The sequence below is a fragment of the Billgrantia hypersalina genome, from assembly GCF_052584175.1.
On record NZ_JBMIQI010000018.1, the window covers coordinates 514,923 to 530,067 of the forward strand.

Annotated in this window: 13 protein-coding genes; 2 read left to right on the plus strand and 11 right to left on the minus strand. The window is 62.1% G+C overall.

Annotated elements, in window-relative coordinates; all coding sequences use genetic code 11:
* Positions 1 to 114: 114 nt before the first annotated feature.
* The 9 genes from nqrM to ACOJCM_RS16940 all read right to left on the minus strand — a co-directional run bounded on the left by nqrM (position 115) and on the right by ACOJCM_RS16940 (position 8,983).
* Positions 115 to 381 (minus strand): (Na+)-NQR maturation NqrM, encoded by a 267-nt coding sequence (gene nqrM / locus ACOJCM_RS16900; protein WP_445213239.1) that lies wholly within the window; start codon positions 379 to 381, stop codon positions 115 to 117.
* 17 nt (positions 382 to 398) lie between these two features.
* On the minus strand, positions 399 to 1,178 hold the full coding sequence (locus ACOJCM_RS16905) for a hypothetical protein (RefSeq protein WP_445213240.1): 780 nt from the start codon (positions 1,176 to 1,178) through the stop codon (positions 399 to 401).
* Positions 1,175 to 2,407, minus strand: coding sequence for an NADH:ubiquinone reductase (Na(+)-transporting) subunit F (gene nqrF, locus ACOJCM_RS16910; RefSeq protein ID WP_445213241.1), 1,233 nt, complete (start codon positions 2,405 to 2,407; stop codon positions 1,175 to 1,177). Before nqrF ends, ACOJCM_RS16905 begins: the two co-directional genes overlap by 4 nt.
* A 62-nt stretch (positions 2,408 to 2,469) precedes the next feature.
* Complete coding sequence (gene nqrE, locus ACOJCM_RS16915) at positions 2,470 to 3,087, minus strand: NADH:ubiquinone reductase (Na(+)-transporting) subunit E (RefSeq protein WP_445213242.1); 618 nt, start codon at positions 3,085 to 3,087, stop codon at positions 2,470 to 2,472.
* 1 nt (position 3,088) lies between these two features.
* Complete coding sequence (locus ACOJCM_RS16920; protein ID WP_445213243.1) at positions 3,089 to 3,757, minus strand: NADH:ubiquinone reductase (Na(+)-transporting) subunit D; 669 nt, start codon at positions 3,755 to 3,757, stop codon at positions 3,089 to 3,091.
* Between the two features lie 11 nt (positions 3,758 to 3,768).
* Complete coding sequence (locus ACOJCM_RS16925; protein ID WP_445213244.1) at positions 3,769 to 4,581, minus strand: Na(+)-translocating NADH-quinone reductase subunit C; 813 nt, start codon at positions 4,579 to 4,581, stop codon at positions 3,769 to 3,771.
* Positions 4,581 to 5,807, minus strand: coding sequence for an NADH:ubiquinone reductase (Na(+)-transporting) subunit B (locus ACOJCM_RS16930; protein WP_445213245.1), 1,227 nt, complete (start codon positions 5,805 to 5,807; stop codon positions 4,581 to 4,583). Before ACOJCM_RS16930 ends, ACOJCM_RS16925 begins: the two co-directional genes overlap by 1 nt.
* On the minus strand, positions 5,807 to 7,156 hold the full coding sequence (locus ACOJCM_RS16935; protein ID WP_445213246.1) for a Na(+)-translocating NADH-quinone reductase subunit A: 1,350 nt from the start codon (positions 7,154 to 7,156) through the stop codon (positions 5,807 to 5,809). The genes ACOJCM_RS16930 and ACOJCM_RS16935 overlap by 1 nt, the downstream gene beginning before the upstream one ends.
* Positions 7,157 to 7,519: 363 nt before the next feature.
* On the minus strand, positions 7,520 to 8,983 hold the full coding sequence (locus ACOJCM_RS16940; RefSeq protein WP_445213247.1) for a glyceraldehyde-3-phosphate dehydrogenase: 1,464 nt from the start codon (positions 8,981 to 8,983) through the stop codon (positions 7,520 to 7,522).
* A gap of 231 nt (positions 8,984 to 9,214) precedes the next feature.
* Between ACOJCM_RS16940 and mfd the strand changes: the two genes are divergently transcribed.
* Positions 9,215 to 12,664, plus strand: a complete 3,450-nt coding sequence (gene mfd, locus ACOJCM_RS16945) for a transcription-repair coupling factor (protein ID WP_445213248.1) — start codon at positions 9,215 to 9,217, stop codon at positions 12,662 to 12,664.
* A gap of 192 nt (positions 12,665 to 12,856) precedes the next feature.
* Entirely contained in the window at positions 12,857 to 13,939 is a 1,083-nt protein-coding gene (locus ACOJCM_RS16950) for a L,D-transpeptidase family protein (protein ID WP_445213249.1), read from the plus strand.
* A 101-nt stretch (positions 13,940 to 14,040) separates the two neighbouring features.
* On the opposite strand, the gene ACOJCM_RS16955 is transcribed toward ACOJCM_RS16950, so the two are convergent.
* Positions 14,041 to 14,304 carry an Lpp/OprI family alanine-zipper lipoprotein gene (locus ACOJCM_RS16955; protein ID WP_149326529.1) on the minus strand — a complete coding sequence of 88 codons (264 nt, stop codon included), beginning with the start codon at positions 14,302 to 14,304 and terminating at the stop codon, positions 14,041 to 14,043.
* Between the two features lie 190 nt (positions 14,305 to 14,494).
* On the minus strand, positions 14,495 to 15,109 hold the full coding sequence (locus tag ACOJCM_RS16960; RefSeq protein ID WP_445213250.1) for a L,D-transpeptidase family protein: 615 nt from the start codon (positions 15,107 to 15,109) through the stop codon (positions 14,495 to 14,497).
* Positions 15,110 to 15,145 lie beyond the last annotated feature (36 nt).

Here is a 15,145-nt window from a genome sequence, read left to right on the forward strand (position 1 = left end):
ATACGCAGTCACGTGTCCGTCAAGTCGCGCCAGCACCGCATCAGAAGCCTCTCGTTGCCTCGACCGGTCCCGGCGTGACCCGCGCTCAAGCTCAACCGCGCCCCATTGCCCCGATCAGCGGCGGGTAGCGTCGTATCCCAGATCGGCGCCGCGACTCTCGTCGCTTTGGCGGCGAGCGCTCGACTGTCCCGCCTGTCGCTTGCGGTTCTCTTCCTCGCAGACCTCGTCCTTGCCTCCGCAGATATCGCATCCTTCCTTGAGACCAAGCTTGTTAAGCCCGCCGCAGGACCCCGCGATGGGCTTGCGCCCCATGATCACGCCGATCGCCATCGCCGCCATGATCAACAGCATGAAGCCTAAAACAACGAGGAAAGTAGTCATTGAACGCCTCCAGGCAGCTATGACTCGAGCCAAGGCTCGAGGGCCGCAGTATGTTGGATTTCGATACCATGTGGTGTCTTGACAACAACTCTGGCCGCACTATCCAGACGCGTGGCCAGGCGCATCGTTTCTTCAGGCCTGGCATGAATCAGAAGGCTGGCCTGATGCATCGCCTCGACGGCATCCGCCGCTATGACGCTTACCGACAGTGGCGTCGATAGAGTCACGAGTGGCGACGCCGCCGGCTGAACGAAGCGGTGCACCAAGGCGGCGTCCCGCAATCGGATGTATCGTGCGTCATCCGGCCCTGGCAGGCCTGCCAATTCCAGGGATAGCCGCCAGTCACCGACGGGAGGCGTCCCCGAGGTGCGCACCAAGCCCCCTACCTCGACCATCAGCGCGGCAGTGTCCAGGCGATGGTCATCCAGCCAGCGCATGAGCAGATCTACCGCATGGGCATGAAACCAGCGATCCACTTCGTGCCTCAATCCTGCCGAAGGCGGAAGCCAGAATCGGCCAAAGGCGAGAGCGCTGGCCTGGAGGAACAGGTCGCGATGTCGTTCAAGGGTTGCCAGTTCACCTTGTATACCGGCCTCGAGAGCTGCCGCCTGATCTTGCTCAAGGTCGGCATACAAGGTGATGTGGTAGCCCGTACCCAGCGTCGTTCCCTGATACAGGTATTCGCCGGATTGCTGTCGGCACGCAGCGAGCAATGCGGATAACAGCAACATGAGAAGAAACAGGGCCGGCCCGTGAAGGGCCAGCCCGGAGAGTCGCCCTTGGGCGAGGCGTATCATCCGCCAAAGTCGTCCAGCAGGATGTTTTCGGGCTCGACCCCCAAATCGAGCAGCATCTTGATGACCGAGGCGTTCATCATGGGTGGCCCACACATGTAGTACTCGCAGTCCTCGGGAGCCGGATGGTCCTTGAGATAGTTGTCGTACAGTACGTTGTGGATGAACCCGGTCGGCCCGGTCCAGTTGTCTTCGGGTTGCGGGTCAGAAAGCGCCAGGTGCCATTCGAAGTTGGGGTACTCCTCGGCCAGCTGGTCGTACTCCTCGTTGTAGAAGGTCTCACGCCAGGAGCGCGCACCGTACCAGAAGGAGATCTTGCGCTTGGAATTGAGGCGCTTGAGCTGGTCGAAGATGTGGCTACGCATCGGCGCCATACCGGCACCGCCACCGATAAAGACCATCTCGGCATCGGTGTCCTTGGCGAAGAATTCACCGAAGGGCCCCATCACCGTCACCTTGTCACCCGCCTTCAGGCTGAAGACGTAGGTCGACATCAGCCCCGGCGGATGATTGGTCCCGGGCGGCGGCGTGGCGATACGAATGTTGAATTTAAGGATGCCCTTCTCTTCCGGGTAGTTCGCCATGGAGTAGGCGCGAATCACTTCCTCGTTGTTCTTATGGGAGATCTTGAACAGGTCGAACTTCTCCCAGTCGCCCCGGTACTCCTCCTCGATATCGAAATCGGAGAAGGAGATGTCGTAGGGCGGCGCCACCAGCTGGACGTAGCCGCCCGCACGGAAGGCTACTTCCTCGCCCTCCGGCAGCCTGAGATTGAGCTCCTTGATGAAGGTGGCGACATTGGGGTTGGCGATGACCTCGCACTCCCACTTCTTCACGCCGAAGACCTCTTCGGGCACCTCGATCTTCATGTCCTGTTTCACCGGCACCTGACAGGAGAGACGCCAACCCTCCTTCTTCTCGCGCATGGTGAAATGGGATTCCTCGGTCGGCAGAATCGAGCCGCCGCCCTCTTCCACCCGGCATTTACACTGGGCACAGGAGCCGCCGCCACCGCAGGCGGAGGAAAGAAAGATGCCGTTGGCGGCCAGGGTATTGAGCAGCTTGCCGCCGGCCTGGGTGGTAATGGTGTGCTCCGGATCGCCGTTGACCTCAATGGTCACGTCCCCGGTGCTGACGAGCTTGCTGCGGGCGGCCAGGATCACCAGGACGAGGCCGATTACGACCACGGTGAACATGAACACACCGAGCAGGATGACAGATGTTCCAACCATGTCGGTTTCCTATTTGCTGTGTGACCGGTTATCCGGCGATGCGAACATCGCCGGAACGCGCCTTAGAGCTGGATGCCCGAGAAGGACATGAAGCCCAGCGACATCAGGCCCACGGTAATGAAGGTGATACCCAGCCCTTGCAGACCGGCCGGCACGTCGCTGTACTTGAGTCGTTCGCGAATGCCCGCCAGCGCGGTGATGGCCAGTGCCCAGCCGACGCCGGAGCCAAGGCCATAGACAACGGATTCACCGAAACCGTAGTTACGCTCTACCATGAACAGCACGCCACCGAGGATGGCGCAGTTAACAGTGATCAACGGCAGGAAGACGCCGAGGGCGTTGTAGAGTGCCGGCACGTACTTGTCGAGGAACATCTCGAGGATCTGTACCAGGGCGGCGATAACGCCGATGTAGGAGAGCAGACCCAGGAACGACAGGTCGATATTCTCGGCCCCTTCGATTCCGGTCCAGGTCAAGGCACCTTCCGCCAACAGCGCGTTGAAGATGATGTTGTTGACCGGCACGGAGATGGTCAACACCACGATCACGGCGATGCCGAGACCTATCGCGGCCGAGACCTTCTTGGATACCGCCAGGAAGGTACACATGCCCAGGAAGAATGCCAGCGCCAGATTCTCGACGAAGACCGAGGCGACAAAAAGGCTAATGTAGTGTTCCATGTTACACAGCCTCCTTGGGCATGCTGTTCTTTCTCATCACGAACTCGTTCTTCTCGACCTGCTCCGGGTGCGTCTCGCGCAGTGCCCAGATGATCAGGCCGATAATGAAGAAGGCAGACGGCGGCAGCAGCAGCAGGCCATTGGGGACGTACCAGCCACCGTCCTGGACGGTTTGCAGCAGCGTGAAGCCGAACACGCTGCCGGAGCCGAACAGCTCACGGAAGAAGCCCACTGTCAGCAGGATGAAACCGTAGCCCAGCCCATTGCCGACGCCATCCAGGAAGGAAAGCCCCGGCGTGTTCTGCATGGCAAAACCCTCGGCGCGCCCCATCACGATGCAGTTGGTGATGATCAGGCCGACGAAGACCGAGAGCTGCTTCGACATTTCATAGGCAAAGGCCTTGAGTACCTGATCGACCACGATCACCAGCGAGGCGATGATAGTCATCTGCACAATGATGCGGATCGATGAGGGAATGTGCTGACGAATCAGCGATACGAACAGGTTGGAAAAGGCCGTGACGAAGATAACGGCCAGTGCCATGACCAGCGATACGCTCATGCTGGTCGTCACCGCCAGCGCCGAACAGATGCCGAGCACCTGCAGGGCAATGGGGTTGTTGTTGAAGATCGGGGTCGTCAGGACGCCCTTGGGAGTCGCAGCGGACATAGTCAGGCTCCTTAAGCTTCAGCTTCGAGTTCGACGTCGGCTTCCTGAGCTTCCTCCGGGTCGATTCCGTCACGGAATCTCGCCAGATACTCACCGAAGCCCTCGGGACTCAGCCAGAACTGCAGCATGTTGGTGACGCCGTTGGAGGTCAGGGTAGCACCGGACAGCCCATCTACCTGATGCTCGCCGCTGGCACTGCCACGCGCCACGCGGATCGCGGGCGCAACGCTTTCCTCGTCGGGGAAGATCTTCTTGCCTTCCCACTGGGACTGCCAGCGCGGGTTGTTCACCTCGGCACCGAGCCCTGGCGTCTCGCTATGCTCGTAGTAGGTGATCCCGACGATAGTGTTGCCGTCACCTTCCACCGACATGAATCCACGCATCAACCCCCACAGCCCCTGCCCGCGAATCGGCAGGATGACCTGATCGGGGTCGTCGGGGTCTCCGACAAGGTAAACGGTGGCATAGTTCTCCACACGGCTCAGGCCGGCAATGTCGCGATCGCCGGACAGGGTACGTCCCATGGCCGGGTCGCGCGCCGCCTGAAAGTGGTCGAAGGTCTCTGGGTCGAACTCGTCGGTGTACTCTCCCGTCCGCATGTCGACCACGCGCGGCGTGATCTCGCGGAAGGCCTCTTCCACGTTTATGCCCGGCTCGTAGAGGTTCGCCACGCTCAGAATGTTGGTCTTGCGGTCCAGCTCCTCGTTGAGCTGTTGCTTGGGCCGCAATGCTACCGCAGCGGTAGAAACAATGACGGAACACACGATGCAGAGTGCGAACGCCACCACGAGAATCTTCTTGATGGAGTTATTGCTCTGTGCCATCAGGCAGTCTCCTCGGCCGGCACACCAGTGCGCTGCAAGCGGCGCTTGATGTTGGCCTGAACAAAGAAGTGATCGATCAGCGGCGCGAACAGGTTGGCGAACAGGATCGCCAGCATGATGCCCTCGGGGAACGCCGGGTTCACCACGCGGATCAGAACCGTCATCACGCCGATCAGGATGCCGAAGATCAGGCGCCCCGGGTTGGTCATCGAGGCGGACACCGGGTCGGTGGCCATGAAGACCATGCCGAAGGCAAAGCCGCCGATGACGAGATGCCAGTACCAGGGCATGGCAAACATCGAGTTGCTATCGGAGCCGATCAGGTTGAACAACGCACTGGTGGCTACCATGCCAAGTAAGCACCCCAGCATGATTCGCCACGAAGCGATTTTGGTCCACAGCAGCACCGCGGCGCCGAGGAAGATGGCCAGCGCCGAAACCTCACCCACGGAACCCGGTACGAAGCCGATGAAGGCGTCCCACCAGCTGTACTGGGAGGTCAGCTCGGCCATGTTCTCCTGGAAGGCGATGGAGAGCGGGGTCGCGCCGGTATAGCCGTCGGCCGCCACCCAGACGGCGTCACCCGAAATCTGTGCCGGATAAGCGAAATAGAGGAAGGCACGGCCGGTCAGCGCCGGGTTGAGGAAGTTCTTTCCGGTTCCGCCGAAGATCTCCTTGCCGATGACCACGCCGAAGGTGATGCCCAGCGCCACCTGCCACAGCGGAATGGTGGCCGGCAGGATCAAGGCATAGAGCACCGAGGTGACGAAGAAGCCCTCGTTGACCTCATGGCCACGCTTGACGGCGAAAACCACTTCCCAGAACCCGCCGACGACGAAGGTCACCAGATAGATCGGCAGGAAGTAGGTTGCGCCGAGCACGAAGTTGGCCCACAGGCTGTCCGGGTTGTGACCGGAAGCCAGAGTCATGAGGATGGCTTCGCGCCACCCGCCCATGGAGGCATAGCCTTCGGCAATGGCGGAGTTCGCCATCCAGCCGGCATTCCACATGCCGAAGAACATGGCCGGGAAGGTACACAGCCACACGGTGATCATGATGCGCTTGAGGTCGACGCCGTCACGCACGTGAGCCGTGGTCTTGGTCACGCTGGGAGGGGCATAGAAGATGGTATCCACCGCCTCGTACAGCGGGTACCACTTCTCGTACTTGCCACCCTTGTGGAAGTGCGGTTCGAGATTGTCGAGTGTCTGTCGGATACCCATCATCAGGCCTCTTTCTCGATCATGGTGAGGTTTTCACGCAGGATGGGACCGTACTCATACTTGCCCGGGCACACGTAGGTGCACAGCGCCAGGTCCTCTTCATCCAGTTCCAGGCACCCGAGCTGCATGGCCACCTCAATGTCACCGACGATCAGCGTACGCAGCAGCTGGGTCGGTAGAATATCCAACGGCATCACTTCCTCGTAGACGCCAATCGGCACCATGGCTCGCTCAGAGCCGTTGGTGGAGGTGTTTGGCGCATAGTTGGAGAGTCCCTTGAACTTCGACAGGTAGATACCCAGCACGGAGTGACGGTCGCTGCCTGGCGACAGCCAGCCCATGAAAGCACGCTTGTTGCCTTCTTCGAGCAGGCTGATCTGGTTGTGGAAACGACCCAGATAACGCAACGAACCCTCGGCCGTAAATCCGGAGAACACCGAACCGGAGATGACGCGTGTGTCTTCGGGTTGGAGGATTTCGCCGGCCAACAGTTCCTCGGTGCTGGCACCGATTCGCGTACGCAGCAGACGCGGCTTCTCGGCACGGGGACCACCTACGGCCACGACCCGGCTGACGTCGATGCGTCCTTCGGCGAACAGCTTGCCGAAGGCGATCACATCCTGATAGCCGATATGCCAGACCTTGCGATGCAGCGCCACCGGCGACAAGTAGTGGATGTGCGTTCCCACCAGGCCTGCCGGATGCGGGCCGCCGAAGGTTTCCACCTGGACGCCCTCGACATCGGCGCCGGGAATGCGGGCGTCGGGCGCCGTGCACAGGTAGACCTTGCCCTGGGTCAGCCGCGACAGCACCTTCAGGCCATCCTCGAAGGCCTCGGCCTGCGCGTTGATGATCTCTGCCGGGTCGATACTCAGCGGATGCGTATCCATGGCGGTGACGAAGATGTCCGCCGGCTCGCTATCGATGGCCGGGCTGCGCGAGAAGGGACGGGTGCGCAGCGCGACCCACAGACCCGACTCCACCAGCTGGTCGACCACGGCCTGACGCTCCAGGCTGCCAAGCCTGTCACGCCCATGGGCAGTGAACTCTACCGCTTCTTCGTTCTCGTCGACCTGGATGACGACGGAGAGCAGCTTGCGCTTCTCGCCACGGTTGATGGCGACGACCTCGCCGGCAGCTGGTGCCGTGAAGCGTACGCCTTCGTTCTTCTTGTCGGTGAAGAGGAGTTGGCCCAGTTTCACCTTGTCCCCTTCCCGGACCTCCATGGTCGGCTTCATGCCAACGTAGTCGGTGCCCAGGATGGCCACGTGACGCACGGGCCGCGCATCCTCGATGCGCGACTCGGGCGCCCCCATGATGGGGAGATCCAGGCCTTTCTTGACTTCGATCATAGTCTCGCCCAGTTGTTGGATCGGAAATACGAAGGAAAGGGGGTCGAATGGATTCGAATTCTTGTTGAGTCAGCACGTTACCAGTCAGGCCCGAAGGAGTTTCGAACCACCCCGAAAAAATCCACAGTATTATAAAGACAAGCGCGTCCAAAGGCCACACGACCTAAGGTCGCAAAAAGGGCGATAAAGCCGCTCTGCGCCTGGTTTCGAAAGAGTTCAATAGGCGTTGAATGCGCTGATTCCCAGCCATTTCGGCAGCCAGAACGAGACGTGCCGATGCCACCACGGCACCGGCACGCATGAGACGAAAGTGACCCAGATCAGTTATTCCCGACCCCGTGGGTCGGGAATGACACCGCTCGATCAGGCTTGGGCCCGCGGCAGCTTGCGGAAATGCACGTTGGAGATGTGCTGGAGGATGCGCACCACTTGGCAGCTGTAACCGAACTCATTGTCGTACCAGACGTAGAGCACCGCTTGCTTGCCGCTGGCGATGGTCGCCTTGGCATCGACGATACCGGCGTGGCGGTTGCCGACGAAGTCCGACGAGACGACCTCGGGCGAGTCGACATAGTCGATTTGCTTCTGGTAGGCCGAGTCGATCGACATGCGACGCAGGTAGTCGTTGAGCGAGGCTGCATCCGTCTCGCGCTGCAGAGTGAGGTTGAGGATGGCCATCGAGACGTTGGGAATCGGCACGCGAATGGCGTTGCCGGTCAACTTGCCGGAGAGCTCAGGCAGCGCCTTGGCCACCGCCTTGGCGGCACCGGTCTCGGTCAACACCATGTTCAGAGGGGCACTGCGGCCGCGACGGTCGCCCTTGTGGTAGTTGTCGATCAGGTTCTGGTCGTTGGTGTAGGCGTGCACCGTCTCCATGTGGCCGCACTCGACCCCATATTCGTCGTTGATCACCTTGAGCACCGGCACGATGGCGTTGGTGGTGCACGACGCCGCCGAAAGAATCGCGTCGCCCTCCTCGATGTCACCGTGGTTGATACCGAAGACGATGTTCTTGATGCCTCCCTTGCCCGGGGCGGTGAGCAGCGCCTTGGACACTCCCTTGCAATGCAAGTGCTGGCCGAGGCCCTCCTCGTCGCGCCAGATGCCCGTATTGTCGACGACCACGGCGTTATCGATGCCATAGGCGGTGTAGTCGACGTCGCTCGGCTTGTCGGCGTAGATCATCTGAATGACGTTGCCGTTGGCATTGATGGTGCGCGCCTCGGTATCGACACTGATGGTGCCATCGAACGGACCGTGCACCGAGTCGCGGCGCAGCAGGCTCGCCCGCTTCTCCAGGTCCTTGGCGATGTCGCCACGACCGCGCACGACAATGGCGCGCAGGCGCAGCAGGTTGCCGCCCCCCGCTTTCTCGATCAGCACCCGGGCCAGCAGGCGACCGATGCGGCCGAAGCCATACAGCACCACGTCCTTGGACTGGCCGTTGTTGCCATCCAGGTCGTGGGCATCGACGATTTCGGCGAGCTCCTCGCGCAGGAAAGCCTTGGCATCGCCTCCGCCTCGCTTCTTGAACGCCACGCCCAGCTTGCCCACGTCGACGTGCGCCGGCCCCAGGTTGAGTTCGGTCATGGCCTGGACGAGCGGCAGGGTGTCCTGAACCGAGAGTTCGGTGCCCTCGACTTTCCTGACGAAACGATGGTCCTTGAGAATACGGATCACCGAGCGGTTGAACAGCGAGCGACCGTAAAGGGTAGTCACCACGTTGTTTTGACGATAAAGGCTGCCGATCAAGGGGATCATCTGCTCGGCCAGTGCCTGATTGTCGTGCCACTCCTGGAAAACGGTTTCGGGGGGTTGCTGACTCACGTGAAGCCCTCTCTCGTAACTGGAATTCAGTATCATTATCCCGTTGGCGCTTCGGTGGGGCAATCGAAGTATGGTCGCAGGCGCTGTAGGGGGATTACAGGAATCGGGGGTTGACTACAAGCGTCGCGTCGGGCTGGTATGATCCTCCTGTCCCCTGCAGCTGCTCTTGCCAAGGCACTGCGAACGGCCTGACGGCCTGCACTAACGACCGAAGAGACGTTCCGACGCCACATGCCCACATTCTCGCCGCTCGACCCGCCCCGCCCAGCAGGGGTCCGCGAAACTTTATACTGGCAGCTACCGCCAGGCAGTGCCGCTGCCCTGGCGCTGGCTCACCTGGCCGACGACGCTCCGCTGCTGGTGGTCACGCCGGACACCGCAAGCGCACAGCGGCTCGAGAGCGATCTGCGCTTCTTCGCCAGCGTGCCCGTGATGCCCTTCCCCGATTGGGAGACGCTGCCCTACGACAGCTTCTCGCCGCACCAGGACATCGTCTCGGAGCGCCTGCGAACGCTGCGCCGCTTGCAAGACGGAGAACACGGTATCGTACTGGTGCCGATCAATACCCTGATGCAGCGGCTGCCGCCCGTGGATTACATCGCCGGTCGCGTGCTGACGCTCGAAGTGGGCATGCGCCTGGATCGCGAGGGCTTTCGCGAGAGCCTGTCGCGTGCCGGCTATCGTGCCGTGGAGACGGTCTACGAACCGGGCGAGTACGCCCTGCGTGGGGCCCTGATCGACCTGTACCCGATGGGAAGCGAGGGCCCCCTGCGCATCGACCTGTTTGACGACGAGATCGATACCCTGCGCCGCTTCGATCCCGACACCCAGCGCAGCCAGGACAAGGTCGAACGCGTGGAACTGCTGCCGGCACACGAGTACTCGCTATCGCGCAGCGCCATCGCCTGCTTCCGCGAAGGCTTCGAGACTTTGTTCGACGTCGATCCGCGCCAGTGCCCGCTCTACCTCGACGCCTTGAAAGGCATACCCTCCCCCGGTCTCGAACAGTACCTTCCGCTGTTCTTCGAGGAAACGGCCACGCTGTTCGACCATCTGGCCAAGGGAGCCCAGGTCGCCCTGTTACCCGGCGTCTTCGATGCCGCAGAGCATCATTGGCAAGCCATCGAGAGCCGCTACGAGAACCTCGGTGTCGATCCCACCCGGCCCTTGCTTCCCCCGCACCGGGCGTTCGTTCCGGTGGCCGAGGTGTTCGCCGCCATCAAGCGCCACCCGCGGGTGGAGCTGACTGACGAACGCGAGCATCCCCATGCCCACGAGGCCGCGGCCCAGTCACTGCCGGAGGTGGCGCTCAATGCACGTGCCAAACAGCCGCTGGGTTCACTCGCGCGCTTTCTGGAGCGCCACGGCAGTACACGGGTGCTGTTCGTTGCCGAATCGCGTGGGCGCCGAGAGGCGCTGGAAGAACTGCTGGCCCCGCTTCGCCTGGAGCTACCGCATGTCGCGGGGTTCGACGCCTTTCGCCAGGGCGACCCACGGCTGGCCTTGACCGAAGGCGAAGTCAGCGCCGGGCTGTGGCTCGAGCAACCCGATCTCGCCGTGATCAGCGAGACGGAACTGTTCGGCGACGTCGTGCGCCAGAGCCGGCGGCGCGAAAAGGCCACGGATACCAATGAACTGGCCATTCGCCACCTCGCCGAGCTGCGTCCGGGCGCACCCGTGGTACACCAGACCCACGGCGTGGGACGTTATCGGGGCCTGGAACGACTCGAGGCCGGCGGCCAGGCGGCGGAGTTCGTCGCGCTCGAGTATGCCGACGGTGCCAAGCTCTACGTGCCGGTGGACAACCTGCACCTCATTTCACGCTACGCAGGCGCCGACGACGAGCTCGCGCCGCTACATCGGCTCGGCTCCGAACAGTGGGACAAGGCGCGCCGCAAGGCGGCGGAGAAGATTCGCGATACCGCCGCGGAGCTGCTCGACGTCTACGCCCGGCGCGAAGCGCGGGAGGGCTTCGCCTGCGCCCCACCCGACGACGAGTATGCTCGCTTCGCCGCCAGTTTCCCCTTCGAGGAGACACCGGATCAACGCGCCGCCATCAGTGCGGTCATCGGGGACATGACCGCGCCGCGCCCCATGGACCGGGTGGTATGCGGCGACGTCGGCTTCGGCAAGACCGAGGTCGCCATGCGTGCTGCCTTTCTCGCCGTGCACTCGGGGCGCCAGGTGGTGGTGCTGGTGCCGACCACCCTGCTCGCGCGCCAGCACTACGAGAACTTCCGCGACCGCTTCGCCGACACCGCCGTGCAGATAGAGCTGGTTTCGCGCTTTACGGCCGGCAAGGGCCAGGCGGATTCGCTCAAGCGCATCGAGAGCGGCCAAGCCGACATCGTCATCGGCACGCATAAGCTGCTGTCGAAATCGACGAAGTTGCCCAACATGGGTCTGCTCATCATTGACGAGGAGCACCGCTTCGGCGTGGCCCAGAAAGAACGGCTGAAGGAACTGCGTGCCGAAATCGACATTCTCACCCTCACGGCCACCCCGATTCCACGGACCCTCAACATGGCCATGAGCGGCATACGTGACCTGTCGATCATCGCCACGCCTCCGGCGCGCCGCCTGTCGGTAAAGACCTTCGTCCAGCAGCGCGACGAATCGATCATCAAGGAGGCGATCCTGCGCGAGATCCTGCGGGGCGGCCAGGTCTATTACCTGCACAACGAGGTCAGGACCATCGAGACTGCCGCCGAGACGATACGCGCCCTGGTGCCGGATGCGCGCGTGGCGGTAGCCCACGGCCAACTGCCCGAGCGATCGCTCGAGCGGGTAATGTCCGATTTCTATCACAAGCGTTATAACGTGCTGGTCTGCTCCACCATTATCGAAACCGGCATCGATGTCCCCAGTGCCAATACCATCATCATCGAACGCGCCGACAAGTTCGGCCTGGCCCAGCTGCATCAGTTGCGCGGTCGCGTCGGTCGCAGTCATCACCAGGCCTACGCGTACCTGCTCGCCCCGCCGCCGCGCGTCATGACCAAGGATGCCGTCAAGCGCCTCGAGGCGATCGGGGCTGCCGAAGACCTCGGTGCGGGCTTTACCCTCGCCAGTCACGACATGGAGATCCGCGGCGCAGGTGAGCTGCTCGGCGAGGAGCAGAGCGGGCAGATGGAAGCCATCGGCTACACCCTCTACATGGAAATGCTCGACCGCGCCGTGGCCGCCATTCGTGCCGGCAAGACGCCCAATATCGAAGCGCCGTTGAGCGCTGGGGTCGAGATCAGTCTCAACCTGCCGGCGCTCATCCCCGACGATTACCTGCCCGACGTGCAACAACGCCTGGTAATGTACAAGCGGATTGCGAGTGCTGCCGACGAAGCCGAGCTCAAGGAACTGCAGGTCGAGATGATCGACCGGTTCGGCCTGCTGCCGGCCCCGGTCAAGACATTGATGCGCCAGACCCGATTGCGCCAGCGTGCCGAACGTCTGGGCATCGCGCGCCTGGAAGCCGGCGCTGAGCGCGGCCGGATAATATTCGGCAATCAGACCCGGGTCGATCCGCTGCTGCTGGTCACGATGATCCAGGCGGAACCGCAACGCTATCGTCTCGACGGTGCCGACACCCTGCGCTTCGAAGTGGAAATGGAAAACGCTGAGGCACGCTTCCAGGCCGTGGAACAGTTGCTCGACGCACTCAATCGGAAGGCGCAGGCAGCCTGAACGGAAGGAACGCACGCGGCTCGGCGGGACTCCCGCATCGGGCGGGAACGCTATACTATGCGCAGGTGTCCCATCGCAGCCTCGACACGAACCCGACGCCACCACAGCGGCTGGCGTATGACCGTCGCCAAGCGGCCCCTGTCTTCTCGGCAGGCATCCGCCTGGTGACCTTGAGACGAGAACACCACGTACATGAAGAACCCCACACTGGCCAGGCGTATCGGCCTTGGCGCTGCCCTGTTCGGTCTCGCCGCCCTGCTGGCAACGAATACCCTTGCCGAGGAAGGCTCCGATAGCCCCCAGGAGCTGCCCCGCGGCCATTATCACCTGCCCGACGAAGGCAACGTGATCGGCGAGACCTATACGGTCGTCGTCGAAGAGGGAGATACGCTGATCGATATCGGTCGGCGCCACAACGCCGGCTATGAAGAGATGCGCATGGCCAATCCGGACGTGAGCCTGTGGGCGCCGCATCCCGGTACCGAAGTGCTGATCCCCGCCCAGCACATCCTGCCGGATGCGCCGCGCGAAGGTATCGTGGTCAACCTTTCGGAGCTGCGCCTGTACTACTACTCGCGCCCCGGCATCGTCGAGACTTACCCGATCAGCATCGGCCGAGACGGCTTCTCCACACCCGTAGGCGTGACCCGCACCACCGTCAAGGTCAAGGATCCCCACTGGTCGCCACCGCGCTCCATGCGCGAAGAGGCCGCCGCCCGTGGCGAGCCGCCTCCCACCGTGGTACCGCCCGGGCCCGATAATCCCTTGGGTCGCCACGCCATCCTGCTCGGCCTGCCCAGCTACCTGATACATGGCACCAACCGGCCCGATGGCGTCGGCATGCGCGCCAGCCGCGGCTGTATCCGCATGTTCCCCGAGGATATCGAGTCGCTCTACGAGCGCGTGCCCAGCGGCACGCAAGTGAACATCATCGACCAGCCATTCAAGGTCGCCTGGTCGTCGGATGGCGTGCTTTACGCACAGTCCTTTCCGCTGCTGGAAGAGAACGTAGGGACCTTCGAACCGATCCTCAACGCCATGGACATACTGGCCAACTCGTTCGGCGAGGAACGTCCCCCGGTCGACTATGCCCAGCTTCGCCGCGTGGTAGAACAGCCCGATGGCCTGTTGGTCTCGCTATTGCGGGTCGCCGAGGAGGAGCCGACGGCGCCAGCCGAGAACCGCGACGAAGGGCTTACCGAGGGACTGTTCGCCGAGATTGAGGTCAGCCAGGTTTCCGGCCTGTTCGAAGAGCTCGAGGCCTACCGGCGCTAGCACTTAGCCAAGCAATACTCATTACGAGAAAACCCCGCCTTGGCGGGGTTTTCTCGTTGCAGAACCGCCATCGCTCGAAGGCGATGAGGCACTCGACAGAATTACTTCTGCATGGAGCGCTGGAACATGCGGTTCATTTCCTCGCGGTTCTGCTCGGACATCTGCAGAGCCGCCTGGGCGTCACGCTGCGCCTGGTTGGCTGTGTTCTGTGCCTGGGTGGCGATGCTGCGAGCTTCGGCAGCGTCGGCCTGGGCGGCTTCAGCAGTCTGGCGCACTTCGTCCAGAGCTGCGTTGCTGGCACAACCAGCCAGGATGGCCAGAGAAGCAGCAGCTGCGGTCAGCTTCAGGGTGGTCTTCAGAGTCATGATGTTCTCCTTGAGTCTTCCTTGGTACTGCACAGGTGTGCAGCGGCGTTAATGTTGCCTGAGTTCCAGGCTCCCCCTGCTCATAGCAGGATCTTGCAGCGACTGCTGCCAAGCACAGGAATCAAACGCTGTTTTATAATACCTTACCGCGCTTGTCCATAGCTCGAAACGTCCCTTGCGTATCTAGAGCCTAGCGGATGACGACGCGAGTGCCAATGTCGATTAGCTCGGTAAGCCTCTCGATCTGAGCGTCGGTCAGCGCCACGCACCCCTGAGTCCAGTGATAGCTGGCATGAACCTCCGGGTCTGCCCTACCGAGACCATGGAGGCCGATGAAGCCTCCAAGCACGGTCCGCTGGGGCGGATAGCCGTGCTGCCGGTAGTAGGCGAAATAATCTGCGTAATCCTGCTCTGTGTAAAGTCCTGATTCCAACGCCATGCGTGCATGGGATGGCGTCGGATAGTCCAGACTGACGAAAATGTGCCACTGGCTTTCCCGATTGAAGCGATTGACGCGAAACTCGCCCTTGGGCGTCACGTTCCCCCCTTCGGTGCGCATTGTGTCGGCTCCACCACGCCCCAGCGAAATCGGCGAAAAACGCTCGAGTAGACGCTCGCCACGATAAAGGCTTAGCGACGAATCTCGATCGTCTACCAGTATCCACACTTCGCTGTCATGACGCGGACGATGAGCACGCGCCAGCATGGCTTCGATCAGGTTGGCCTGGGCCTCCCGCCCCATCAGCAGAGTGAAGGGGGCAAGCAGGGCGAATTGGCCGAAGCGACGGCGAGAAAGGGGCTTCATCGACTCCTCACGGGTAGACCGGTTCATGTCAGCGAT